At 38.5% G+C, this 20,943-nt stretch carries 19 protein-coding genes; 2 read left to right on the forward strand and 17 right to left on the reverse strand.

What is annotated here, in order from left to right; all coding sequences use genetic code 11:
* Positions 1 to 22: 22 nt before the first annotated feature.
* The 5 genes from mmsB to T375_RS03300 form a co-directional block, all read right to left on the reverse strand.
* Positions 23 to 1,189: a multiple monosaccharide ABC transporter permease gene (gene mmsB / locus T375_RS03280; RefSeq protein ID WP_081821942.1), complete on the reverse strand. Its 1,167-nt coding sequence runs from the start codon at positions 1,187 to 1,189 to the stop codon at positions 23 to 25.
* On the reverse strand, positions 1,179 to 2,741 hold the full coding sequence (gene mmsA / locus T375_RS03285; RefSeq protein WP_044934739.1) for a multiple monosaccharide ABC transporter ATP-binding protein: 1,563 nt from the start codon (positions 2,739 to 2,741) through the stop codon (positions 1,179 to 1,181). Before mmsA ends, mmsB begins: the two co-directional genes overlap by 11 nt.
* A gap of 68 nt (positions 2,742 to 2,809) precedes the next feature.
* Positions 2,810 to 3,949, reverse strand: coding sequence for a multiple monosaccharide ABC transporter substrate-binding protein (gene chvE / locus T375_RS03290; protein WP_044934744.1), 1,140 nt, complete (start codon positions 3,947 to 3,949; stop codon positions 2,810 to 2,812).
* Between the two features lie 191 nt (positions 3,950 to 4,140).
* Positions 4,141 to 4,446: an AzlD domain-containing protein gene (locus T375_RS03295; protein ID WP_044934746.1), complete on the reverse strand. Its 306-nt coding sequence runs from the start codon at positions 4,444 to 4,446 to the stop codon at positions 4,141 to 4,143.
* A complete protein-coding gene (locus T375_RS03300; RefSeq protein WP_044934749.1) occupies positions 4,439 to 5,170 on the reverse strand; it encodes an AzlC family ABC transporter permease in 732 nt (243 codons plus the stop codon). Before T375_RS03300 ends, T375_RS03295 begins: the two co-directional genes overlap by 8 nt.
* A 78-nt stretch (positions 5,171 to 5,248) precedes the next feature.
* Between T375_RS03300 and T375_RS03305 the strand changes: the two genes are divergently transcribed.
* A complete protein-coding gene (locus T375_RS03305; RefSeq protein WP_044934752.1) occupies positions 5,249 to 6,058 on the forward strand; it encodes a hypothetical protein in 810 nt (269 codons plus the stop codon).
* Positions 6,059 to 6,080: 22 nt separating this feature from the next.
* On the opposite strand, the gene ilvC is transcribed toward T375_RS03305, so the two are convergent.
* From ilvC to T375_RS13100, 3 genes are all read right to left on the reverse strand, one after another.
* Positions 6,081 to 7,109: a ketol-acid reductoisomerase gene (ilvC, locus tag T375_RS03310; RefSeq protein WP_028236037.1), complete on the reverse strand. Its 1,029-nt coding sequence runs from the start codon at positions 7,107 to 7,109 to the stop codon at positions 6,081 to 6,083.
* A 13-nt stretch (positions 7,110 to 7,122) separates the two neighbouring features.
* Positions 7,123 to 7,623 carry an acetolactate synthase small subunit gene (gene ilvN, locus T375_RS03315; RefSeq protein WP_044934754.1) on the reverse strand — a complete coding sequence of 167 codons (501 nt, stop codon included), beginning with the start codon at positions 7,621 to 7,623 and terminating at the stop codon, positions 7,123 to 7,125.
* Between the two features lie 119 nt (positions 7,624 to 7,742).
* Complete coding sequence (locus T375_RS13100) at positions 7,743 to 8,399, reverse strand: 4'-phosphopantetheinyl transferase family protein (RefSeq protein ID WP_049960269.1); 657 nt, start codon at positions 8,397 to 8,399, stop codon at positions 7,743 to 7,745.
* Positions 8,400 to 8,488: 89 nt separating this feature from the next.
* On the opposite strand from T375_RS13100, the gene T375_RS03325 reads away from it, so the two are divergent.
* Entirely contained in the window at positions 8,489 to 9,643 is a 1,155-nt protein-coding gene (locus T375_RS03325) for a glycosyltransferase (protein ID WP_044934757.1), read from the forward strand.
* On the opposite strand, the gene T375_RS03330 is transcribed toward T375_RS03325, so the two are convergent.
* From T375_RS03330 to T375_RS03370, 9 genes are all read right to left on the reverse strand, one after another.
* Complete coding sequence (locus T375_RS03330; RefSeq protein WP_044934759.1) at positions 9,640 to 10,617, reverse strand: aldolase catalytic domain-containing protein; 978 nt, start codon at positions 10,615 to 10,617, stop codon at positions 9,640 to 9,642. The two genes, T375_RS03325 and T375_RS03330, sit on opposite strands and share 4 nt — an antisense overlap.
* Before the next feature lie 109 nt (positions 10,618 to 10,726).
* Entirely contained in the window at positions 10,727 to 12,535 is a 1,809-nt protein-coding gene (locus T375_RS03335; protein WP_044934761.1) for a methyl-accepting chemotaxis protein, read from the reverse strand.
* Positions 12,536 to 12,712: 177 nt separating this feature from the next.
* A complete protein-coding gene (locus T375_RS03340; protein WP_197019833.1) occupies positions 12,713 to 14,497 on the reverse strand; it encodes a methyl-accepting chemotaxis protein in 1,785 nt (594 codons plus the stop codon).
* Positions 14,498 to 14,753: 256 nt separating this feature from the next.
* Positions 14,754 to 15,764, reverse strand: a complete 1,011-nt coding sequence (locus tag T375_RS03345; RefSeq protein ID WP_033154249.1) for a GGGtGRT protein — start codon at positions 15,762 to 15,764, stop codon at positions 14,754 to 14,756.
* Between the two features lie 21 nt (positions 15,765 to 15,785).
* Entirely contained in the window at positions 15,786 to 16,478 is a 693-nt protein-coding gene (locus tag T375_RS03350; protein ID WP_033154250.1) for an iron-sulfur cluster assembly scaffold protein, read from the reverse strand.
* A 160-nt stretch (positions 16,479 to 16,638) separates the two neighbouring features.
* A complete protein-coding gene (locus T375_RS13510) occupies positions 16,639 to 17,391 on the reverse strand; it encodes a TPM domain-containing protein (RefSeq protein WP_044934766.1) in 753 nt (250 codons plus the stop codon).
* Entirely contained in the window at positions 17,378 to 19,030 is a 1,653-nt protein-coding gene (locus tag T375_RS03360) for an MFS transporter (protein ID WP_155952409.1), read from the reverse strand. Before T375_RS03360 ends, T375_RS13510 begins: the two co-directional genes overlap by 14 nt.
* A 15-nt stretch (positions 19,031 to 19,045) precedes the next feature.
* Complete coding sequence (locus T375_RS03365) at positions 19,046 to 20,167, reverse strand: SPFH domain-containing protein (protein WP_044934771.1); 1,122 nt, start codon at positions 20,165 to 20,167, stop codon at positions 19,046 to 19,048.
* Between the two features lie 94 nt (positions 20,168 to 20,261).
* Positions 20,262 to 20,930, reverse strand: coding sequence for an acyltransferase (locus T375_RS03370; RefSeq protein ID WP_033154253.1), 669 nt, complete (start codon positions 20,928 to 20,930; stop codon positions 20,262 to 20,264).
* Positions 20,931 to 20,943: the final 13 nt, after the last annotated feature.

Below are 20,943 nucleotides of genomic sequence, written 5' to 3' on the forward strand. Positions count from 1 at the left end.
TTTTGTAGCTTATCTTTAATGTTTAGTTCTTTTTACGCTTAGAAAGAACATCTACAGTAACAGCGCCAAGAAGTACAGCACCCTTTACGATTTTCTGGATATCTGTTGACCATCCAAAAAGTGACATACCGTTGTTAAGAACACCCATAACGAAGGCACCGACAACTGCACCAAGGATAGAACCAGAACCACCAGCTACGGCAGCACCACCGATGTAGCAAGATGCAATAGCATCCATCTCGAAACCATCACCAGCCTTTGGAGTTGATGATCCGTTTCTAGCTGAAAGAACGATACCTGCGATAGCTGCAAGAACGCCCATGTTTGTGTATACCCAGAAGAATACCTTATTTGTATCGATACCTGAAAGGTTTGCTGCTTTTCTATTGCCACCTAATGCATAAATCTGGCGACCTGCAACAGTCTTTGTTGTAACAAATGCGTAAATTCCGATAAGCACAACCATGATAAGAAGTACAAATGGAAGTCCGTTGTAACGTGCAAGCTTATAGAAGAAGAACCAAATGATAAACAGTTCGATTACAAGCTTTGTAACTGTCTGCCATGTAGGAGTAAGAACAAAGTTATATTTCTTCTTTGTCTTGATTCCTCTGATTTCGTTCCAAATAAGAGCTACAGATGCAATAAGTGCAACAGCAATTGAAACCAAATCAAGAATACCATCACCAAAGAATATCTTATATGTAGGAAGGAAGCCTGCACCGATGAAGTTGTAATTTGAAGGAAGAGGACCTTTTGTCTGAGCCTGTAAAAGTGTGTATGTTAATCCTCTACCCATAAGCATTGTAGCAAGGGTAACTACGAATGGTGGGATGCTTAAATATGCAATGAAGAATCCAGCAAACATACCAACTAAAAGACCGATAGCAAGTGCTGCAATAATTGCGACCCACATATTCATTTTGTAGTCCATCATCATGATACCGGCTGTGGCGCCACACAATGCAACTACAGAACCAACACCAAGGTCAACGTTACCAGTTAATACGCAAAGCAACATACCGATTGCAAGGATAACAACGTAACCATTTTGCATAACAAGGTTGTTGATGTTCATTGGTGTAAGGTTTTTGCCACCAGTAAGAATGGCAAATATCAAATAAATAACAATAAGGGCAATGAACATGCCGTATTGTTTCATATCAAGACTAGCTTTTTTATTTTTCATTTCCATCATCCTTTCTATTATGTGCCATTACACACTGCATGATTTTTTCTTGAGATACTTCTGCACTAGAAAGCTCTCCCGCAATCTCGCCCTCATTGATAACGTAAATACGGTCACAGGTACCAATGATTTCAGGCATTTCAGAAGAAATAACAATGACTGCTTTTCCAGCCTTTGCTAAATCGTTGATAATACAGTAAATTTCGTATTTAGCACCAACATCGATACCACGAGTTGGCTCATCCAAAATCAATACATCCGGTTGTGTAAGCATCCATTTAGCAAGGACAACCTTCTGCTGGTTACCACCTGAAAGTGATCCAACAACCTGATTGATGGAATTCGATTTTACGTTAATTTTCTTTTTATATTCTTCAGCCGCAAGGATTTCCTCGTTCCCATTAATAACACCATGCTTTGAGAAGAACTTAGGACGAGCAGCAAGTGTCATATTCTCCTTGATATCGCCAATAAGAATAAGACCATTTGTCTTTCTATCCTCAGTTACATACGCAAGCTTGTTATCAATAGCATCCTTGACTGTATTTAAATGGACTTCCTTTCCATTTATTTTTACAGTACCTGAGATTTTCTGACCATAGCTATGACCGAATACACTCATGGCAAATTCGGTACGGCCTGCTCCCATCAGACCGGCCAGGCCAACAACCTCACCAGCTTTAACTTCGATATTAATGTCCTTAAGTACCTGACGATCTGGATCATCAGGATGATATACGTTCCAATTCTTAACCTCAAAGATTGTATCACCAATAGTGACACCTTCTCTTTCAGGATAACGATTAGTCATTTCACGACCAACCATAGCCTTAATAACTCTATCCTCAGAGAAATCATCTACACCCTTAACAAGTGTTTCGATTGTCTTACCATCTCTGATAATTGTAACGGCATCAGCAACATAGCTAATCTCGTTCAATTTATGAGAAATAATAATACATGTAATACCCTGCTTCTTTAATTCAAACATGATATCAAGAAGCTTCTTTGACTCCTCATCATTCAAAGCCGCTGTAGGCTCATCCAAAATAAGAAGCTCAACCTTTTTTGCCATTGCCTTTGCAATTTCAATAAGCTGCTGTTTACCAACACCAAGTGAATTTACTGGGGCATTGACATTTTCATTTTCAAGACCAACTCTAGCTAACATTTCCTGGGCTTTTTGTCTTGTCTTTGTCCAATCAATAACACCCTTCATTTTAAGTTGTTCGTTACCTAGAAAAACATTTTCAGCAATTGAAAGAAGTGGGCTAAGAGCAAGCTCCTGATGGATAATAACGATTCCTTTCGCCTCTGAATCTCTTAAGTTATGGAATTTGCAGATTTCGCCGTGATATTCAACATCTCCCTCATATGAGCCGTATGGATAAACTCCTGATAAAACATTCATCAGAGTAGATTTTCCAGCACCATTTTCCCCACAAAGAGCATGAATCTCTCCCTTTTTAACCTGCAGATTAACATCATCAAGGGCTTTAACTCCAGAAAACTCTTTTACAATATGCTTCATTTCCAAGATGTAATCTGACATATTCTTCTCCTTCTTAAAAGTAATGGCGACTTAAGACTAAGCCGCCACTACAATTAATACATTAATTACTATTCAGCTAACTGCTCCTCTGTGTAGTAGCCACCGTCAACAATGATTTCTTTGTAGTTGTCCTTATCTACTGCAACTGGTGTGCAAAGGTATGAAGGAACTGTAATCTTTCCATTGTTGTACTGCTCTGTGTCGTTGATTTCTGGCTCTGAGCCTTCAAGAACTGCCTGAACCATTGTTACGCACTTGTCAGCAAGAAGACGTGTGTCTTTGTAGATTGACATTGTCTGTGATCCAGCGATGATGTTCTTTGTAGCCATAAGCTCAGCATCCTGACCTGTGATAAGTGGCCAATCTTCGCCAACTGTGTAGCCTGCTCCTTCAAGAGCTGCCTTACATCCATATGCAAAACCATCAAAAGCTGTTGCACAGATATCAAGCTTTTCATCAGCATAGAAACCTGTTAAGTAGTTTTCACAGTTCTGCTGTGCTGTTTCCTGAGACCATCTGAGGATACATGTATCTTCAAATGATGTTCTACCTGACTTACATACTAATGTACCGTCATCAAGGTATGGCTGAAGAACTTCCATAAGTCCGTTGTAAAGCATTACAGCATTGTTATCATCTGGAGATCCCATGAAGAACTCGATTGTGTAAGTCTCATCTGTGTTAGCCAAATCCTTTGACTCTTCGATGTACTTACCAATTGCTGTACCAACACCCTTGTTATCGAATGTTGCATAGTAGCTTACAGCGTCTGTGTCCATAAGAAGTCGGTCATAAGCGATGATAGGAATACCTGCTTCCTTAGCCTGCTCTTCTACGTTTACAAGAGCTGATGAATCAACTGCAGCGATTACTAAGCAATCAGCGCCAGCAGCAATCATGTTCTCAATCTGAGATACCTGAGCCTGAACGTCATCCTCAGCATACTGAAGATCAACTTCATATCCGAGAGCCTCAAGCTTCTCTTTCATGTTGCTACCATCGTTAATCCATCTCTCTGAAGACTGAGTAGGCATTGCAACTGCAACTCTCTTTCCGTTTGAAGCTGCAGGTGTTGAAGAATCAGAAGATTCTGTTGCTGTGTCAGTTGTAGCAGCTGGATCAGCGCCTGTGTCTGCAGGGCCACATCCTGCAAATAACCCCATTGCAAGAGCGGCTGTCATCATTAAACCTAGAACACGTTTTTTCATTTTACCTTCTCCTCCTGTGTTTTCTTGACAACTTTGTTGTCGTTTTTAACTATAAATAGATATTAACAGTAACTTTTTTTGTTTAAAATAGAAAATTCTATTTATAATCTTTGAAATTCTACACTACAAATTGTACAAAATAAGAAAAACAAGCACTAAGGCTTGTTTTCTTATAATACAAATTCTTTATTTTAAGCTAATACCAATTCACATACGAATACAACCGCGCAACAAAGTGCTGCTACTTTAAATAGGCTTTGATTAAACCAAGCTGCTACAACTCCCACAATCAATGCAATTATTCCAGCAAGCTTCACCTGTGTTGCATCGATTATAGCAGGAAATGTCATAACTGCAAGAGTTACATATGGAACGTAATATAAAAACGAACGAATAAATCGATTCTTAATCTGCTTTCTAAAAACTGTCACTGGCAAAATACGTATAAACGTACTAACCAAGGCAGCCACCAATATATAAATATAAGTTCTAGTCATCATCTTCCTCCATTGGATGTGGAAATAGTATTGCAGCTATAGCAGCAATTACAACAGTAAGAATAATAGTTTTCGTTCCAGCTGATATGGATGCAAAAACATCTAATCTAGATGCTAAATAGCTAAGAACAAAGCTTATTATAATTAACACTGCCACTATTCTGTGCTTTCTGGCTTCCGGCATAATGCAAGCTAAAAACATTCCATACAAAGCAACAGAAAATGCACTCACAACTCTAAGAGGCATCAGCTCTCCTGCCACAATCCCACATGACGTACCAAGAGCCCAACAAGGAACAGCTATAGCACAAGCTCCATAATTATAAATTGGATTGATGAAGCCAGGTCTGTTAATGGTTATGGCAAATATTTCATCAGTAACACTAAATCCCACAAGCATTCTATGAATCAAAGGGGTTTTAGGGTCAAACTTTTGGCTTAAGGCCGTAGACATCAGCAAATATCTAGCATTTACAACCAAAGTCATAATTGCCATTTCTACAAAACCGGCTCCAGCAGCCACTACCGTATATACGGCATATTCACCTGCGCTAGCTCGATTTAAAAAGGAATTAATAAACCCCTGCAATGGAGTAAAATGTGCTGTTCTAGCCAAAATTCCAAGAGAAAATGCAACAGCAAAATATCCTAATCCAATAGGAACCCCATCTCTTACTCCTTCTCTAAAAACTGTTAAATTAGAATTAGTTTTTTTCAAATTCATTTTATCCCTTTATTTCACCAATTTTTTAAACATTTTTCTTCTCAAAAGTGTAAAATAATATGCATAGGAGGATTCTATATGAAACCTGGCGTATATCAGGCCACTAAAAAAGACGGAACAGTCTATTATCGTGGCAATATCACTTACAACGGAAAACACATCAGCATCGGCAGCTTTTCTACAGAAGCTAAATGCAACAAAGCTTACAATGAGGCTTGGAGCATTATCAAAAATGAAGATATCACTATCTTAAATTTGCAAAACAAAATCAAAGAGCTTCCCTTTGATAAGTGCATCACTCTAATAAATTTTAGAGACAACCATATTTATATTAAAACTCCAATATATCTTCAGAGAAATTATTTTCTATATTATTTAGATAAAACAACTATCTTGAAATTCGACAATGATGACCTCTTCTACTATTCAAGTCATAAGATTCAGTATCGCGGAGGCCACATGTTTGTCAGTGATTACGGAATGCAGTACAACATTCTTGGCCGTTATGGCATCAAACCTTACAGCGTAAAAGGTAAGGACTTTCTCTTCGCCAATGGCGACGAAACTGATTTCAGATATTCAAACATTATAGTTGTAAATAAATATCACGGCGTATACCGTGAGGAAAAGGCTGGAAAGGTAATCTACGCAGCTAAGATTCATCTTAATGGTGATTTTATAGTCGGCCGTTATAATAGCGAAGCAAAAGCTGCTATAGCTTACAACAAGGCTGTAGATTTATGCAAAGCCCGCGGTATGAAAAAAGCTTTTCCTACCAACTTTATATCTGAATATTCCCCTCGTGAATATGCCGACATCTACACTGAAATCAAGATATCATCTCATCTGTATAAATTCTTTCATAATAAAAACTTCCGCGAGGCTTAGGCCTCGCGGTTTATTTTTTATATTAGTTGTTGATGAACTTGTCTTCCTCATTGTTCCATGAGTAAAGGCTACGAATCTGCTCACCAACTTTTTCTGCTGGATGCTCAGCAGCAAGCTTTCTCATTGCCTGGAAGTGAACCTGGCGACCAGCTGGTGACATATCAAGAAGGAATTCCTTAGCAAATGTACCATCCTGAATATCAGAAAGGATCTGCTTCATTGCCTTCTTTGTATCTTCTGTAACAATCTTTGGTCCAGTGATGTAATCACCGTACTCAGCTGTATTTGAAATAGAATATCTCATTCCAGCAAAGCCTGACTGGTAGATAAGATCAACGATAAGCTTCATTTCGTGTACACACTCGAAGTATGCATTTCTTGGATCGTATCCAGCCTCAACAAGAGTCTCGAAACCAGCCTGCATAAGAGCACAAACACCACCACAAAGCACTGCCTGCTCACCAAAGAGGTCTGTCTCTGTCTCTGTTCTGAATGTTGTCTCAAGAATACCAGCACGAGCTCCACCGATACCAGCACCATAAGCAAGTGCAAGATCAAGAGCCTTTCCTGTAGCATCCTGATATACAGCAACAAGACAAGGTGTACCCTTACCTGCCTGGTACTCAGAACGTACTGTGTGACCTGGAGCCTTAGGTGCAATCATAGTAACATCAACATCTGCTGGTGGCTTGATGCAACCAAAGTGAATGTTGAAACCATGAGCAAACATAAGCATGTTGCCAGCCTCAAGGTTTGGCTCAATGTCAGCCTTGTACATATCAGCCTGCTTCTCATCGTTGATAAGAATCATAATGATATCAGCTTTCTTTGCAGCCTCTGCTGCTGTATATACTGTAAGGCCCTGCTTCTCAGCCTTTGCCCAAGACTTTGAACCTTCGTAAAGACCAATAATGACGTCGCATCCGCTTTCCTTAAGGTTAAGAGCGTGTGCGTGACCCTGGCTACCATAACCAATAATAGCTATTGTCTTACCCTTCAATAATGAGAGATTACAATCTTCTTGGTAATAAATCTTTGCTTCCTGTGACATTCTTTTATCCTCCTTATAATATAACTACATCCTCTGAGCCACGGCTAAGACCAGTAAGACCGGTACGAGCAAGCTCTAAGATGTCGTAGTCTCCAAGCATATCTAAAAATGCTTCCAATTTGTCCTGGTTGCCTGTAAGCTCAAGAATCATAGAATCATGAGTAACATCTACAACCTTTCCCTTGAAAATCTCAACGATTGTGAGAACATCCTGTCTCTCGTCATTTCTAACAGAAATCTTTACAAGCATAAGCTCTCTTTTTACTGAGCTACCATGCTCCAAAACCTTGAGATCAACAACCTCTGTAAGTTTTGACACCTGCTTTTCAATCTGTTCCAATATCATTTCATCGCCATGTGTAACAATAGTCACTCGAGTGTATCTAGGATCTGCAGTAACGCCCGCTGAGAAACTGTCGATATTGTATCCTCTTCTTGAAAATAAGCCTGAAATGCGGCTTGTAAGACCTGGTGTGTTTTCTACTAAAATAGAAAGAACTTTTTTAGACTCCATAATGCTCTCCTAAAAATATAATCTTGTTTGCACTTTAATGCTTTGAAGTACGAAACTATTACAAATTCTATCACAAACAATTTATATGTCAACCAAAAAGATTTCAGAATTTAGTAAATTTAGTAATACTTTCCATCATATGGGTTATAGAGTCCCATTTGAATTGGCTGTCTCTTATCTTCGTAACATAAAGTAATATAAAAATCTCTGAACTCAAATCCCTGTTTTGTCCAGTAAGTGTTTCCTTTTTCAAAATCACAGTACTCACTGAAATCAATCCACTGAAGCACCTGCATAAGTGGTCGGTCCATCATCTTGCAGGTAGCCTCTTTAAATGTCCAAACCTCAGTAAATTTTTTGTTTACCTCGGTTTTCTTTAATGATTCCAGGTACTCTAAATCAGCCTTTGTAAAAAAGCGTTCAACTAAATCTCTATCGTATGGACGGATTCGCTCAACATCAATTCCAACAGGCTTATCTGAAATTGCCGCTACTGCAAAAAAATTAGAATGCGAAATACTAAAATCAACGTTTTTCGGCTGTATAAAAATGGGTTTTCCTTGAGAAGTTGATGAATAGACATATGGTCTTTCAATGTGATTTTCCCATAGAAGTTTTTCTAAAAGATGGGCAGCGCCTAATCTCTCACATTTGCCCTTTAAGGTCTTAGCCTCGTCAACATGTTCTCGTCTTTGGGGACTGATCATGCTGTACACTTCATCAAATATGAACGGATTTTGTAATGGCTCACAATTATATGCTGCTGCTTTAATCATATTCTCCCCCTTTAACGTTTACATAAAGTATAACATAGTGGAAATTAAATATGATAAAATATTTGTGAACTATTCTTATAGGGGGCTATATGAAATTCTTAATTTTTGAGATGAAAACTGTATGCTATAATTCCTATCTTTACTTCGGGGACGCTTTAGGCAAAGCTCTCACCGATATGGGACATACGGTAGAATATTTTAAAGTTGACGAAGACGCCTTAGACGATTTAGAAAACTATGTAGGAGCCAAATATGATGCACTTATCGATTTCAATTCCGATTTACCTCGTGCACTTATGGATGACGATTCATATTTTCTAGATCATGTAGATGCGCCTTTTTTTGATGTTATTTTAGACCACCCTCTATATCATCATGATTCATTAAAACATAAGCTTAGCAATTTCAATGTAGTCTGCCTAGATGCAAAGCACCGAGACTACATTCTAAAATACTATCCTCATATCAAATCAGTTACTGTCACACCAATGACTGGCGAATTAGCCTTCGGAAATGAAGTAATCAACTGGGATGGTTATAATGAGCGCCCATACGATATTCTTTTATCCGGTACTTATACGGACCCTACCAGGCTCGAAGCTGCCATTCATAAGATTCCAGATTTCCTTGCACAAAACGTATACGAATTGATTGATATGATGCTTGCAGACAGTACCCTTACAATAGAGGACGCTGTTGAAACTCTGGCAAAAAACGAAATCTACGACTACATTAATTCCGACCTTCCTTTACACACTCAGTCTTTCTATCTGGCAGATGCTTATGTGCGCTGCATAAACAGAAAGAATCTTGTATTAGAGCTGGATAAATGCAGTCATAACTTCCATATTTTTGGTGCTCTTTGGGAAGAATTAGATTTAAAGCATGCCACTCTCCATCGCGAGATTCCATTCAATCTTACATTTACAGTATTTTCTAAGGCTAAAATATCTGTAAATATCATGCCTAATTTCAAAGCAGGTAGCCACGACCGAGTATTCTCAGGCCAGCTAAACGGTGCTGTTTCTCTCACCGACCCTACTACTTTGCTGCTTTCAGAATATCAGCATGACAAAAATATACTATTCTATGATTTGAATCATATGGATGAAATTTCCTCTATGGTAGATAGTCATTTGGATAAGCCTGATGAGCTAAAAAAAATAGCCCAAGGCGGATTTAATATCGCAAATGCGAATCACACCTGGGCTAATATTGCAAAATTAATTTTAAATAATCTTTAATCTAAATTAAGCATTTCCTGGTAGAAAGCGAAGTAATCCTTTCTACCTTCTTTTGTAAATTGGATAGCTGTTCTAGGATGCTGATTTAATAGGCCTGTTGTAAGATACTGCATATCGTATCCCCAAACAACCCCCTGCTCCTTTAATGGCAGCATATAGTCCTCTACAAACTTGATAGCATATCTCTCCTTGTATTTTGGGTTCTTCAGGAATCCAAGAAGGAGCTCCATAGCGCAATTTCCTGCGCCACGTCCCATGCTGCAGTATGTGGCATCCAAGAAATCTACATTGTCGCCGACAGCTTCTATCGTATTTGCGAATGCAAGCTTCTGGTTGTCGTGAGCATGCATTCCCACCTTTTTGCCATACTTAGACGCAATTTCATAATACATATCAGCAATACGCTCTGTCTGCTCTGGATATAATGAACCATAGCTATCAACAATATAAATACATGAAATAGGTGTCTGACATACAATATCAAGTGCAGACTTAATATCCTCCATAGACGCTGTTGAAATAGCCATAATATTACATGTAGTCTCATAGCCTTTCTTATATGCGTCCTCAATCATCTGAACCGCACCTGGGAGCTGATGAAGATATGTCGCAACACGAATAAGATCCACAGGGCTTTCTGCCTTTGGATGAATATCCTCCTTGTAATTGCAACGGCCAACATCCGCCATGATTGCAAGCTTCAAATCAGTATTATTATCGCCAACAATCTTTCTAATATAATCATCAGATGAAAACTTCCATGGGCCAAAAGAATTCTCATCGAACTGCTCTTTATCAGCACGATAACCCATTTCCATATAGTCAACTCCAGCCTTTACGTTTGTAAGATAAAGAGCTTTAGCAAATTCATCTGTAAAATAAAAATCATTTACCAAACCTCCATCGCGAAGTGTAGCATCCACTACTCTAACGCTTTCCCTTACTTCTAAAAGCTTTGAAATTTCCTTTTTCATCTGTCCATCCTCCAGTTACTTTAGTGATTAAAAGTGGTAAAGTAAATTATAAACGTATCTGACTAAAAAAACAAGCCTATTGCAGATTATCTCCGCAATAGGCAAAAAATTATACTACTTCGAATTTCATAGCGCTTTCATTAAGCTGCTTAGTAACAATACTGTTTTTATCCATATCGTCATTAATGCCCTGGATTTCACTAACAATATCAGTAGCTGCTGTAGCAGACATATTTATCGCCATTGAGCTTTCCTGAATAGAATCTCCAATTGTAAGAATCTTTGCAGACATTTCATCCATAACTTCGTTAAGATTATTTGTCTTATCCGAAAATGCAGCAAGCATTTCTTCAATCATAGCGGCTGTGTTTTCAAACTTATCACCAGTCTCTACAAATGCATCGTAATCACGTAAAACATTTTCATTAATAAACTGAATAACCTGAACTGCATTGTCTGACAATGCTTGAACTGCTGTAGTAACTTTCTCAGAGATTTCTTGGATATTTCCAGCTGTGTCTCTAGAGTTTGCAGCCAGCTTACTGATTTCGTCTGCTACTACCGCAAAACCTCTACCAGCTTCACCAGCACGAGCAGCTTCAATAGAAGCATTAAGTGCAAGTAAGTTTGTCTGACTAGCAATATCAAGAATATCATTAGTCAAATCGCTAATCTGATTAACCTGCTCTGATTCTTTAACAGATTCTTCAAGGACACATGAAAGCTCTTCTATTTTACTGCCAGTATTAGCTTTCTTGCTATTAGCTTCTTTTTTGATTTCATCAGCCTGAAGCTTAATCTCATTAGCTTTTTCTGAGCCTGTTTGTGATTCCTCACTGATAGCTGCAGTAGCTTTCTTAGCAATCTTAAGTTTGTCCTCTAAATCTACAGTTGAGAATGTAATTGTTTCCATAGAAGCAACCAATTCTTCCATGGCTGCAGAAGTATTTGTAACATTGTTGCTAGCACTCTGGAGCTTTCCAACCATGCTATCTGCAGAAGTCTTCAAAACATTTGCGCCAAATTTTACATCTTTAATTACATTCTGTAATGTCTCCATAAACTGGTTAATATTGTCAGAAATAAGACTAAGCTCAGTCTTTGTATTTGTATTAAGACGAGCTGTCAAATCACCTCTTCCATTATCAATATTGCTGATAATCTCCTGGAGCTCACTTGACATCTTCATAATTGTTTTATTCACTCTTACATATGTAAGAACAAACGAAACAACAATTAATACAATTACAAGAGCCATTATAATATAGAATCCAACAGATACTTCTCTTACATAACTATCTAAGTAAGTACCGAATCCTGATTGTAATTGAACAATACCATCATTTACTGCATTTAATGATTCGTTAATTTCGTCCAATTCAGTACCATAATCTCCAAATACAAATTTAACAGCACCTGGAATATCCTGTTTTATAATACAATTTCTAATTTTATCTACTGCTGCTAAATAAGACTCGACATTCTCTCTGTTTGTCGATATAAGCTGTGCACCACCATCTAATTGACTAACTAATAAGCAATCATCCAAATAATTCAAATGAGAATCTATATCAGAAATATAATTGTCCATAACCTCAAAATCTGATTCAGTTATTCTCGTCCCCGACTCTGCCTGTCCTAAATATCTATTAATCTCCGCTGAAATATGAATTACATCTGCTTTCAACTCGTATGCTTCTGTTGCGCATTGAACCTGACTTTCACATGCCAGTGTTGCCTGTGATTTTAATTTGTATAGTGCAAAGATTGCGGAAAATGCACATATAATAAATGCGACAAAAATCAATAGATTTACTAGAATTGTTTGAAATTTGATTGAGTAAACTAGATTGCTGCCCCCTTTCTTTTCCTCTTTAAAGGAAATATTCTCACCCATTAGTTCTTTTTTCTTTTTCATATTGCCTTCATCCTTTTAGTAATTATATTTTTGCACAGCAATCGTATTCTACACCATTATTCAGAATTATGGAACTAGCAGCACAATAAATATATTGGGTTTTATAGTATTTTTTTAAGATATAAAAAGAGCCCTATAGATTACATCTATAGAGCTCTAATATTAAATTCTAAAAGCCTAAACTATCTCAAATTTTTGAGTACTTGAATTTAATTGCTTTGTAACATCATTATTTTGATCCATAGCTTCATTGATGCCCTGGATTTCACCAACGATTTCCGTAGCAGCCTGAGCGCTCATACCAATAGCATTAGAGCTTTCATTTACAGAATTAGAAATTGTCTCAATTCTATCAGCCATCTCATTCATTACATTGTTTAGATTATCTGCCTTGTCTGAGAATGTAGCCAACATTTCATCAATCATTGTAGCTGTATCTTCAAATTTCGATCCAGTTTCTACGAAGGCATCATAATCAGCCAAAACATTTTCATTGATGAATTCAATAACTTGAACCGCATTATCTGAAAGTGTTTTAACAGCCGCTGTAACCTTAGCAGAAATTTCCTGAATATTTCCAGCTGTATCTCTTGAGTTTGCTGCAAGTTTACTAATCTCATCAGCTACAACAGCGAATCCCTTTCCAGCCTCACCAGCTCTGGCAGCTTCGATAGATGCATTAAGAGCAAGCAAGTTTGTCTGGCTGGCAATGTCCAGAATCTCGTTTGTCAAATCACCAATTTGGTTGACCTGCTCAGATTCTTTTACAGAAACCTCGAGAACTCTAGATAACTCTTCCATCTTAGCTCCAGTGTTATCCTTCTTCTCAGTTGCTTCTTTCTTGATTTCATCAGCTGCCATTTTGATCTCATTTGCTTTAGAAGCGCCTTCTTTTGCCTCGGCATCTATAGCATTCGTAGCCTCTCTAACTTCAAATACCTTGTCATTTAAATCAATTGCTGTAGTAGAAACATTCTCCATTGACGCTGCCAACTCTTCCATTGCTGCTGATGTATTTGTTACATTATCACTGGCACTTTGAATTCTTAAAACCATGTTATCAGATGAAGAGGTCAAAACCATCGCACCACTCTTCACATCTTTTATTACAACCTGTAATGTCGAAATAAATTGGTTAATACAATCCGAAATCATTGCAAGCTCTGTCTTTGTTTTAGTATTAATTCTAGCAGTCAGATCTCCTTGTCCCTTGTTAATATTATTAATAATTTCCTGTAGTTCATAAGATATTGAAAGAACCACTCTATTAATTCTAAAGAAACTAAGCAAAAATGAAACAATAACTATTACTATAACTACTCCAAGAACCAAATATCCTTTTTTAGCAGTTGATGCTTTAACTGACTCTAAATAAGTTCCAAGATTATCAGAAAGCTCCTCAATAGCAACATCCACTTCATCTAAATCGGATTCCATGGCAGTTTTGGCATCATTATAATCTGTTTGCAGAAGAACAATTGCACCTATGCCATCCCCTGATTCACATAAAGCACGTACTGCATCAGCCTGTTCCAAATAATTATTTACATCAGTCTCAAGCTGCGCAACAAGCTCAGTGCCGTTGGAAGTCTGTGTAGCCAATATACTGCTAGAAATATAAGACATTCGAGTTTCAATGTCCTCTTTAGCTGCATCATAATCATCGAACTGTCCCTCGTTCATAGCCTGTCCAACAGCAGCCATGCCAGAAGTAGTATTCAAATCAGCTCCCATTAAAAGATAATCGCGTTGCAATTCCGAAATCTGCGCTTGCAATTCAGACTCGCTCGCACTGGCATTTATTGCTGTAATTACAATATCTGACATTGAAACATTTTGAACTATAGCATATACAATGAAAGCTAGTAGTATTAAAACATAAATCAATATATTTTGAAACGAAATAGATTGAAAAAAATTAGCTTTTTGACCATCTGATTGTTTTTGTGACCTTTTACTCACTTCAATGACACCTCCAATACAGTTAATTTTCCTAATATCTTTAGTGTGATTATATACCCTAAAAGAATTGATGTAATAGGGTTCACAAACAATCCATTAAATGTTTAGAATTGCGACAAAAAAGAGCCCTTGGATGAACCAAGAGCTCTGAAAATCTCACGGGAAAGCGTCGCCCATCCAGGATTGCCTGCGGCAATGAGGGCGCGCTGTGAGAAACAGGTTCTTCCCACTAAAGTGGGTCCCTCCTATTTCTTCCTTAGAATTTACCAGCAGTAGCAGCTTCCTCAACAGAAACAGCAACAGCAACTGTTGCACCTACCATTGGGTTGTTACCCATACCGATAAGACCCATCATCTCAACGTGTGCAGGAACTGAAGATGAACCAGCGAACTGAGCATCTGAGTGCATACGTCCAAGAGTATCTGTCATACCGTATGAAGCAGGACCTGCTGCCATGTTATCTGGGTGAAGTGTACGTCCTGTACCACCGCCTGAAGCAACTGAGAAGTACTTCTTGCCGAGTTCAACGCACTCCTTCTTGTATGTACCAGCTACTGGATGCTGGAAACGTGTTGGGTTTGTAGAGTTACCTGTGATAGATACACCTACGTTCTCATGATGCATGATAGCAACACCTTCCTGAACATCATCAGCGCCGTAGCACTTAACTGTAGCACGAAGACCATTTGAGTATGCCTTCTCTGATACAATGTTAAGCTTAGCTTCCTTGTAATCGTACTTTGTCTCAACATATGTGAAACCATTGATACGAGAAATAATCTGAGCAGCATCCTTTCCAAGACCGTTAAGGATTACTCTAAGAGGCTTCTTACGAACCTTGTTAGCCTTCTCAGCGATACCGATAGCACCTTCAGCAGCAGCGAATGACTCGTGACCTGCTAAGAAACAGAAGCACTCTGTCTCCTCCTCAAGGAGCATCTTTCCAAGGTTACCATGTCCAAGACCAACCTTACGGTGATCAGCAACAGAACCTGGAATACAGAAAGACTGAAGTCCCTCTCCGATTGCTGCAGCTGCATCAGCAGCCTTGCGGCAATTCTTCTTAATAGCGATTGCAGCACCTACAGTGTAAGCCCAGCAAGCGTTCTCGAAGCAGATAGGCTGAATCTTCTTTACCTGCTCGTATACATCAAGACCTGCGTCCTTAGTAATCTTCTCAGCTTCTTCGATTGAGCTGATACCATACTTATTAAGAACTGCGTTAATCTGATCAATTCTTCTCTCATATGATTCAAATAAAGCCATTTTTGTTTCTCCTTTCCTATATTATTCCTGACGTGGATCGATAATCTTAGCAGCATCGTCAACACGACCGTACTGGCCCTTTGCCTTTTCCCATGCTGTGTTAGGATCATCACCCTTCTTAATGAAGTCTGTCATCTTTCCAAGAGAAACAAACTGATATCCGATAACTTCGTTATCATCATCAAGTGCGATACCTGTTACATAGCCTTCAGCCATTTCAAGGTAACGAACACCCTTTTCCTTTGTTGCGTACATTGTACCAACCTGTGAACGAAGACCCTTTCCAAGATCCTCAAGACCAGCACCGATTGCAAGTCCGTCATCAGAGAATGCAGACTGTGTACGTCCGTAAACGATCTGAAGGAAAAGCTCTCTCATAGCTGTGTTGATAGCGTCGCAAACAAGGTCTGTATTAAGAGCCTCAAGGATTGTCTTTCCCTGAAGAATCTCTGCAGCCATAGCTGCTGAATGTGTCATACCTGAGCAACCAATTGTCTCAACAAGTGCTTCCTCAATAACACCATTCTTAACATTTAAAGATAATTTGCAGGCACCCTGCTGTGGAGCACACCAGCCAACACCGTGTGTGAAACCGCTAATATCAGAAATCTGCTTAGCGTGTACCCATTTTCCCTCTTCAGGGATAGGAGCTGGTTCATGCTTTGCGCCCTTTGCTACAGGACACATGTTTTCTACTTCTTTTGTGTAAATCATTGTAGAACTCCTTTCTATAATTCCATTAATATACTGCTACCTACATTAATGACCTAATTATATAAACGCATAGAAACGCGTTATTGATTACATTTTCTCACTTTCTGTGGCTTTAGTAAAGTATTCTTTTGTATTTTCGTTAAAATATTATCTAAATAATTTAGAAGCTGTGACCTCCACCTGAATGGCCACCGCCACCGCCGCCGGAAAATCCGCCGCCACCAGAGAATCCACCACCGCCACCGTGGTATGTGCTTCCTGCTGATGCGATTTTTCTACGAGTTGTATTTAGTACTGTAGATGTTCCTGCAATGGAAGCTCCAATTAGAAGCAATTCTGCAGGAGTAAATGTCTGAACCCTTGCTCTCTCTCTTACTGCTTTTAAGAATACAAGTAAGAATCCAAGAATTATAGAAACTAGAGCTGTAACTATAAGTCTCATTGGTCTAAGGATCATTCCATCATTAATCAATGTATTGCACTGCTCAAAAACAGCATAAATACATTCGTAGTACTCTCCATTTGACGCATATCTATAAACATTATCTGTAATATCATATGCATCTGCATTTTTTATCTCGTATTGGGCCTTTCCATATCCTGATAAGTACAACTCTCGGTTGTGCATATCAATCAAAAATGCAACACCGTCTTCTCTAGAATTATAATTCTGTGTATAGAAGTCAAATAAAATTGAATCCTCACTCTGACGATAGTTATACTCATCAGTAGTTGCTACAACATAATTGTAGCTGCTATCCAAAGAATCCAGATATTCTTCAAGCTCATCATATTCATCATCGCTAAGCAAATAAGCATCATCGATAATAGTTACATTTGATTTAGCCTCAGCACGAATAGGAAGTAGCAAGCATACTAAAAATAAGAAAATGAAATATTTAGCCTTTCGCATTTTCAAGCTTACCTCCCTTCTTCAAAAACTGTGGTGATGGACGTGTCGCAAGTCTGTTGTACTCTCTAACAGTACAGTCAATAGTAAAGACAATAATTGCAAACACGATAGCTAAAGCTATGTAATAGATTATGTCGTTTGGAAGGTTGATTATTCTTATAAGAATTGCAGCAATCCATCCAAAAGTTCCAAGCATAAGAACTGTCTTCTGTCCCTTTTTAACTGCATTAAAGCCTTTAATAATAAACACAAAACTAGAAATATACATAGCTAGCATCAGAATAACATTAAGAACATTTGAAACAGCTCTACCATTCTCAATAACATAAAGTATACCTGCTATGATAAATGCATATCCGCCCTTTAAAAGCAAAAATAAAACAACGGCACCAGCACCGGAAAGTGCAGCCTTTGTTGATTTTTTATTAATCTTCTTCTTAGCTTTCTTTTTGATTGGCTTTATATTATTGCTAGTAACAACATCCTTGCTGCCAAAATACCCCTTATCATCAAGATGATTGTCACGTCTATAGACACCATCTGCAATCTTTGCACCATAGTAAGCAATAAATGAAGAAACAAGTGCAGCAAAACCACAAAGATTCTTTATGCGATAAGTAAAGCTAAAGGTTAAACTAAGCACAAAAAGAACAGCAAAAATAGCAAATGATGCGCCTATAGCTGCAGCATACATCTTTCGCTTATCAATCGGCATATCAGAATAAACAGCACCTGAAGCGCCATTGATTACAGAATATGAAACTCTATCGTAATTACGTGTAGTCATGAAATAGACAGGAAGATATGCTCCTTCACATCCCTTATACTGTAGCTTCGAAGCAACATCATTATGAATTCGTTCATCTTCTCTGCTAGTCAAATCATATCCATCCGCTTTAGCTTTAACTTTGTTACAAAGTGAGTTCTTAGCTTCCTCTAATGCGTCCTCAACATAGATTTCCTTATCAACAGTAGAATTTTCAACGAAAAATCCTGCCAAAAAGTTTGGATTAAACTTTTCCAATTCATTAAGTGGAAATGGATTGATTGAGCCAGATACATTGTCGTCGAATGTCTGTGACGCATCAAATGGAACCTTCATATCATCCACGTCAACCCTAACATTAAACTGGGTTTCTTTTGTAACCTCATAATCTCCACTAGTAGATGTCTGTTTACCAACAAATGAAACATCACCATCTGACGAATAATCATAGAGATAATATGGAGTATAAAGTCCAACAAGCTTATCAATATTGTCATCGATATTTAATCCATCAGGGACAAAATGAATATGTTTAACTTCCTCTAGATATTTTTCACGAGCTTCCTTTTTTGTGAGATTAAAAGGAAGAATATATTTAGGAACACCACTTTTAGAAAAGTGTTCCTGCATGGTAGTCTGAGTACCGCAGTATGGACAAAACTCCATACCATCGTTATCTATTACCTGAATTTCCCCAGCACAATTAGGACAGGTATAAATTGTAGTATTTATACCTGCCTCATTTTCAATATCATTCCCTTTGTATGCTCTTGGATCTGTATACTGACCGCAAGAGCTACAAAGCATTTGCATACGTTCTGGCGAAAACTTCAGTTGCCCTCCACAACTTGGGCAAGGGAACATTGTAGCCATTTTTCAACTTCCTTCCTATGGTCTCTTAGTTCCGCAATTTACGCAGAAATTGCCGTAGTTTTCATTGCCACAATTTGGACAGAACCATCTACCTGGCTGTGCTGCAGCTGCGTCCTGAACTGGAGCAGCCTGAGGCTGACCTGCAGCACCTGCATTTAATAAATCAGCTGCATTTGCACCACCTGCCTGCATAGCCATGTTCATACCAAAGAATCCCATAGCTGCACCGTTTGCATTGCCAGCTGCTGTCTTCATTGCCTCTGCCTGAGCCTGTACAAGTGTAGCACCTGCCATAGCCTGTGAGCGAAGTGCACCAGACTTCTGAAGTTCTCTAAGTAAATCAGCGTCCTTGTCAGGAATAACTGTTGTAAGAATCTGAACAGATGTAATTGCAAGACCGTACTTATCTGTCCATTCCTGATCAAGCTCATCACTCATAGCCTCAGATATTTCCTTTGTATAGGCTGGAATACCTGAAGGTCTAACGCCAAGTGCTGTAAGCTTGCCAAGTGCTGGCTGAAGAGCCTGGATAAATGTAGCACGAAGCTGATCCTGAATATCATCAACTGTGTATTCGTTCTTTACGTTACCTGCAAGGTTAACATAAAGCTGAGTAGGATCAGATACTCTCATGCTGTAGTTACCGTTAAGCTTAAGTGTTGTATCTAAATCTAATCCAATGTTGTTATCAAGAATTCTGAAAGGAATAGGTGATGGTGTGCCGAACTTCAATCCAACAATATCCTTTGTATTAACAAAATACACTCTCTGCTGAACTGGCTTCTCGCCGGCGAATGTAAATCTACGTCCGAATTCCTTAAATACATCGATAAAGTCACCTGCAAAAATAGAAGCAGAACCATTATCTTCCCATTCATATGCACCTGCCTCTGCAGCAACATCGATAATTCTTCCGCTATCAACTAAAAGAGCACACTGACCTTCGTTTACAATGATTGCAGAGCCGTGTGAAATAACATCAACATCTCCCTGAGTATTTGTACCGCGGCCTGTCATCTTGTGAACAGCTCTTTTAACAAGTACATCTGATGACATTGAATCAGATACGAATAACTCTTTCCACTGATTTGCAAGCTCACCAGACACTGAGCCTTTTACTGCTTGAATAAGTCCCATTTTTTATAAATCCTCCCTAAAAAAAATAATCTTTAATTAGTTTAACAAAAAAGACCCATTCTTTAAAGAACGGGTCTTAAAAAATTTCAATTTTTTAGTTTTTCTTAACGATGTTGTCCTGGCTCTTGAAAATGCTGTCTGCCTCAACAACTCCTCTTACAGAAGAAAGTGGGTAAACATTTGAACGAGGGCAAACTACTGTACCAGGGTTAAGAACTGAGTTGCATCCAACCTCTACATTGTCTCCAAGCATGGCTCCGAATTTCTTTAATCCTGTTTCAATTTTCTCTCCATCGCGTGATTTTACAACAACAAGAGTCTTGTCCTGCTTTACATTTGATGTGATTGAACCAGCGCCCATATGAGACTTGTAACCAAGGACTGAATCACCAACATAGTTGTAATGAGGTACCTGTACGTTGTTAAAAAGAACAACGTTTTTAAGCTCTGTAGAGTTACCTACTACGCAGTTCTTTCCAACGATAGCTGAACCTCTAATAAAAGCGCACTGACGAACCTCAGCATCCTCATCAATGATAAGAGGTCCGTTTAGATATGCAGAATCAAAAACCTTAGCTGACTTAGCTACCCAAACATCCTCTCCTCTTTTCTCGAACTTCTCTGGATCAAGAGTTGGGCCAAGCTTCTTGATGAACTCAGAAATCTCAGGAAGAACCTCCCATGGATATTCCTTTCCATCAAACAAGTCTTTAGCGATAGTTTCATCTAAATTATACATAGATTTAATTTTTGTCTGTTCCATAATGTTCCCTTTC

This window comes from Pseudobutyrivibrio sp. LB2011, from assembly GCF_000701765.1.
Taxonomy (GTDB): domain Bacteria; phylum Bacillota; class Clostridia; order Lachnospirales; family Lachnospiraceae; genus Pseudobutyrivibrio; species Pseudobutyrivibrio ruminis.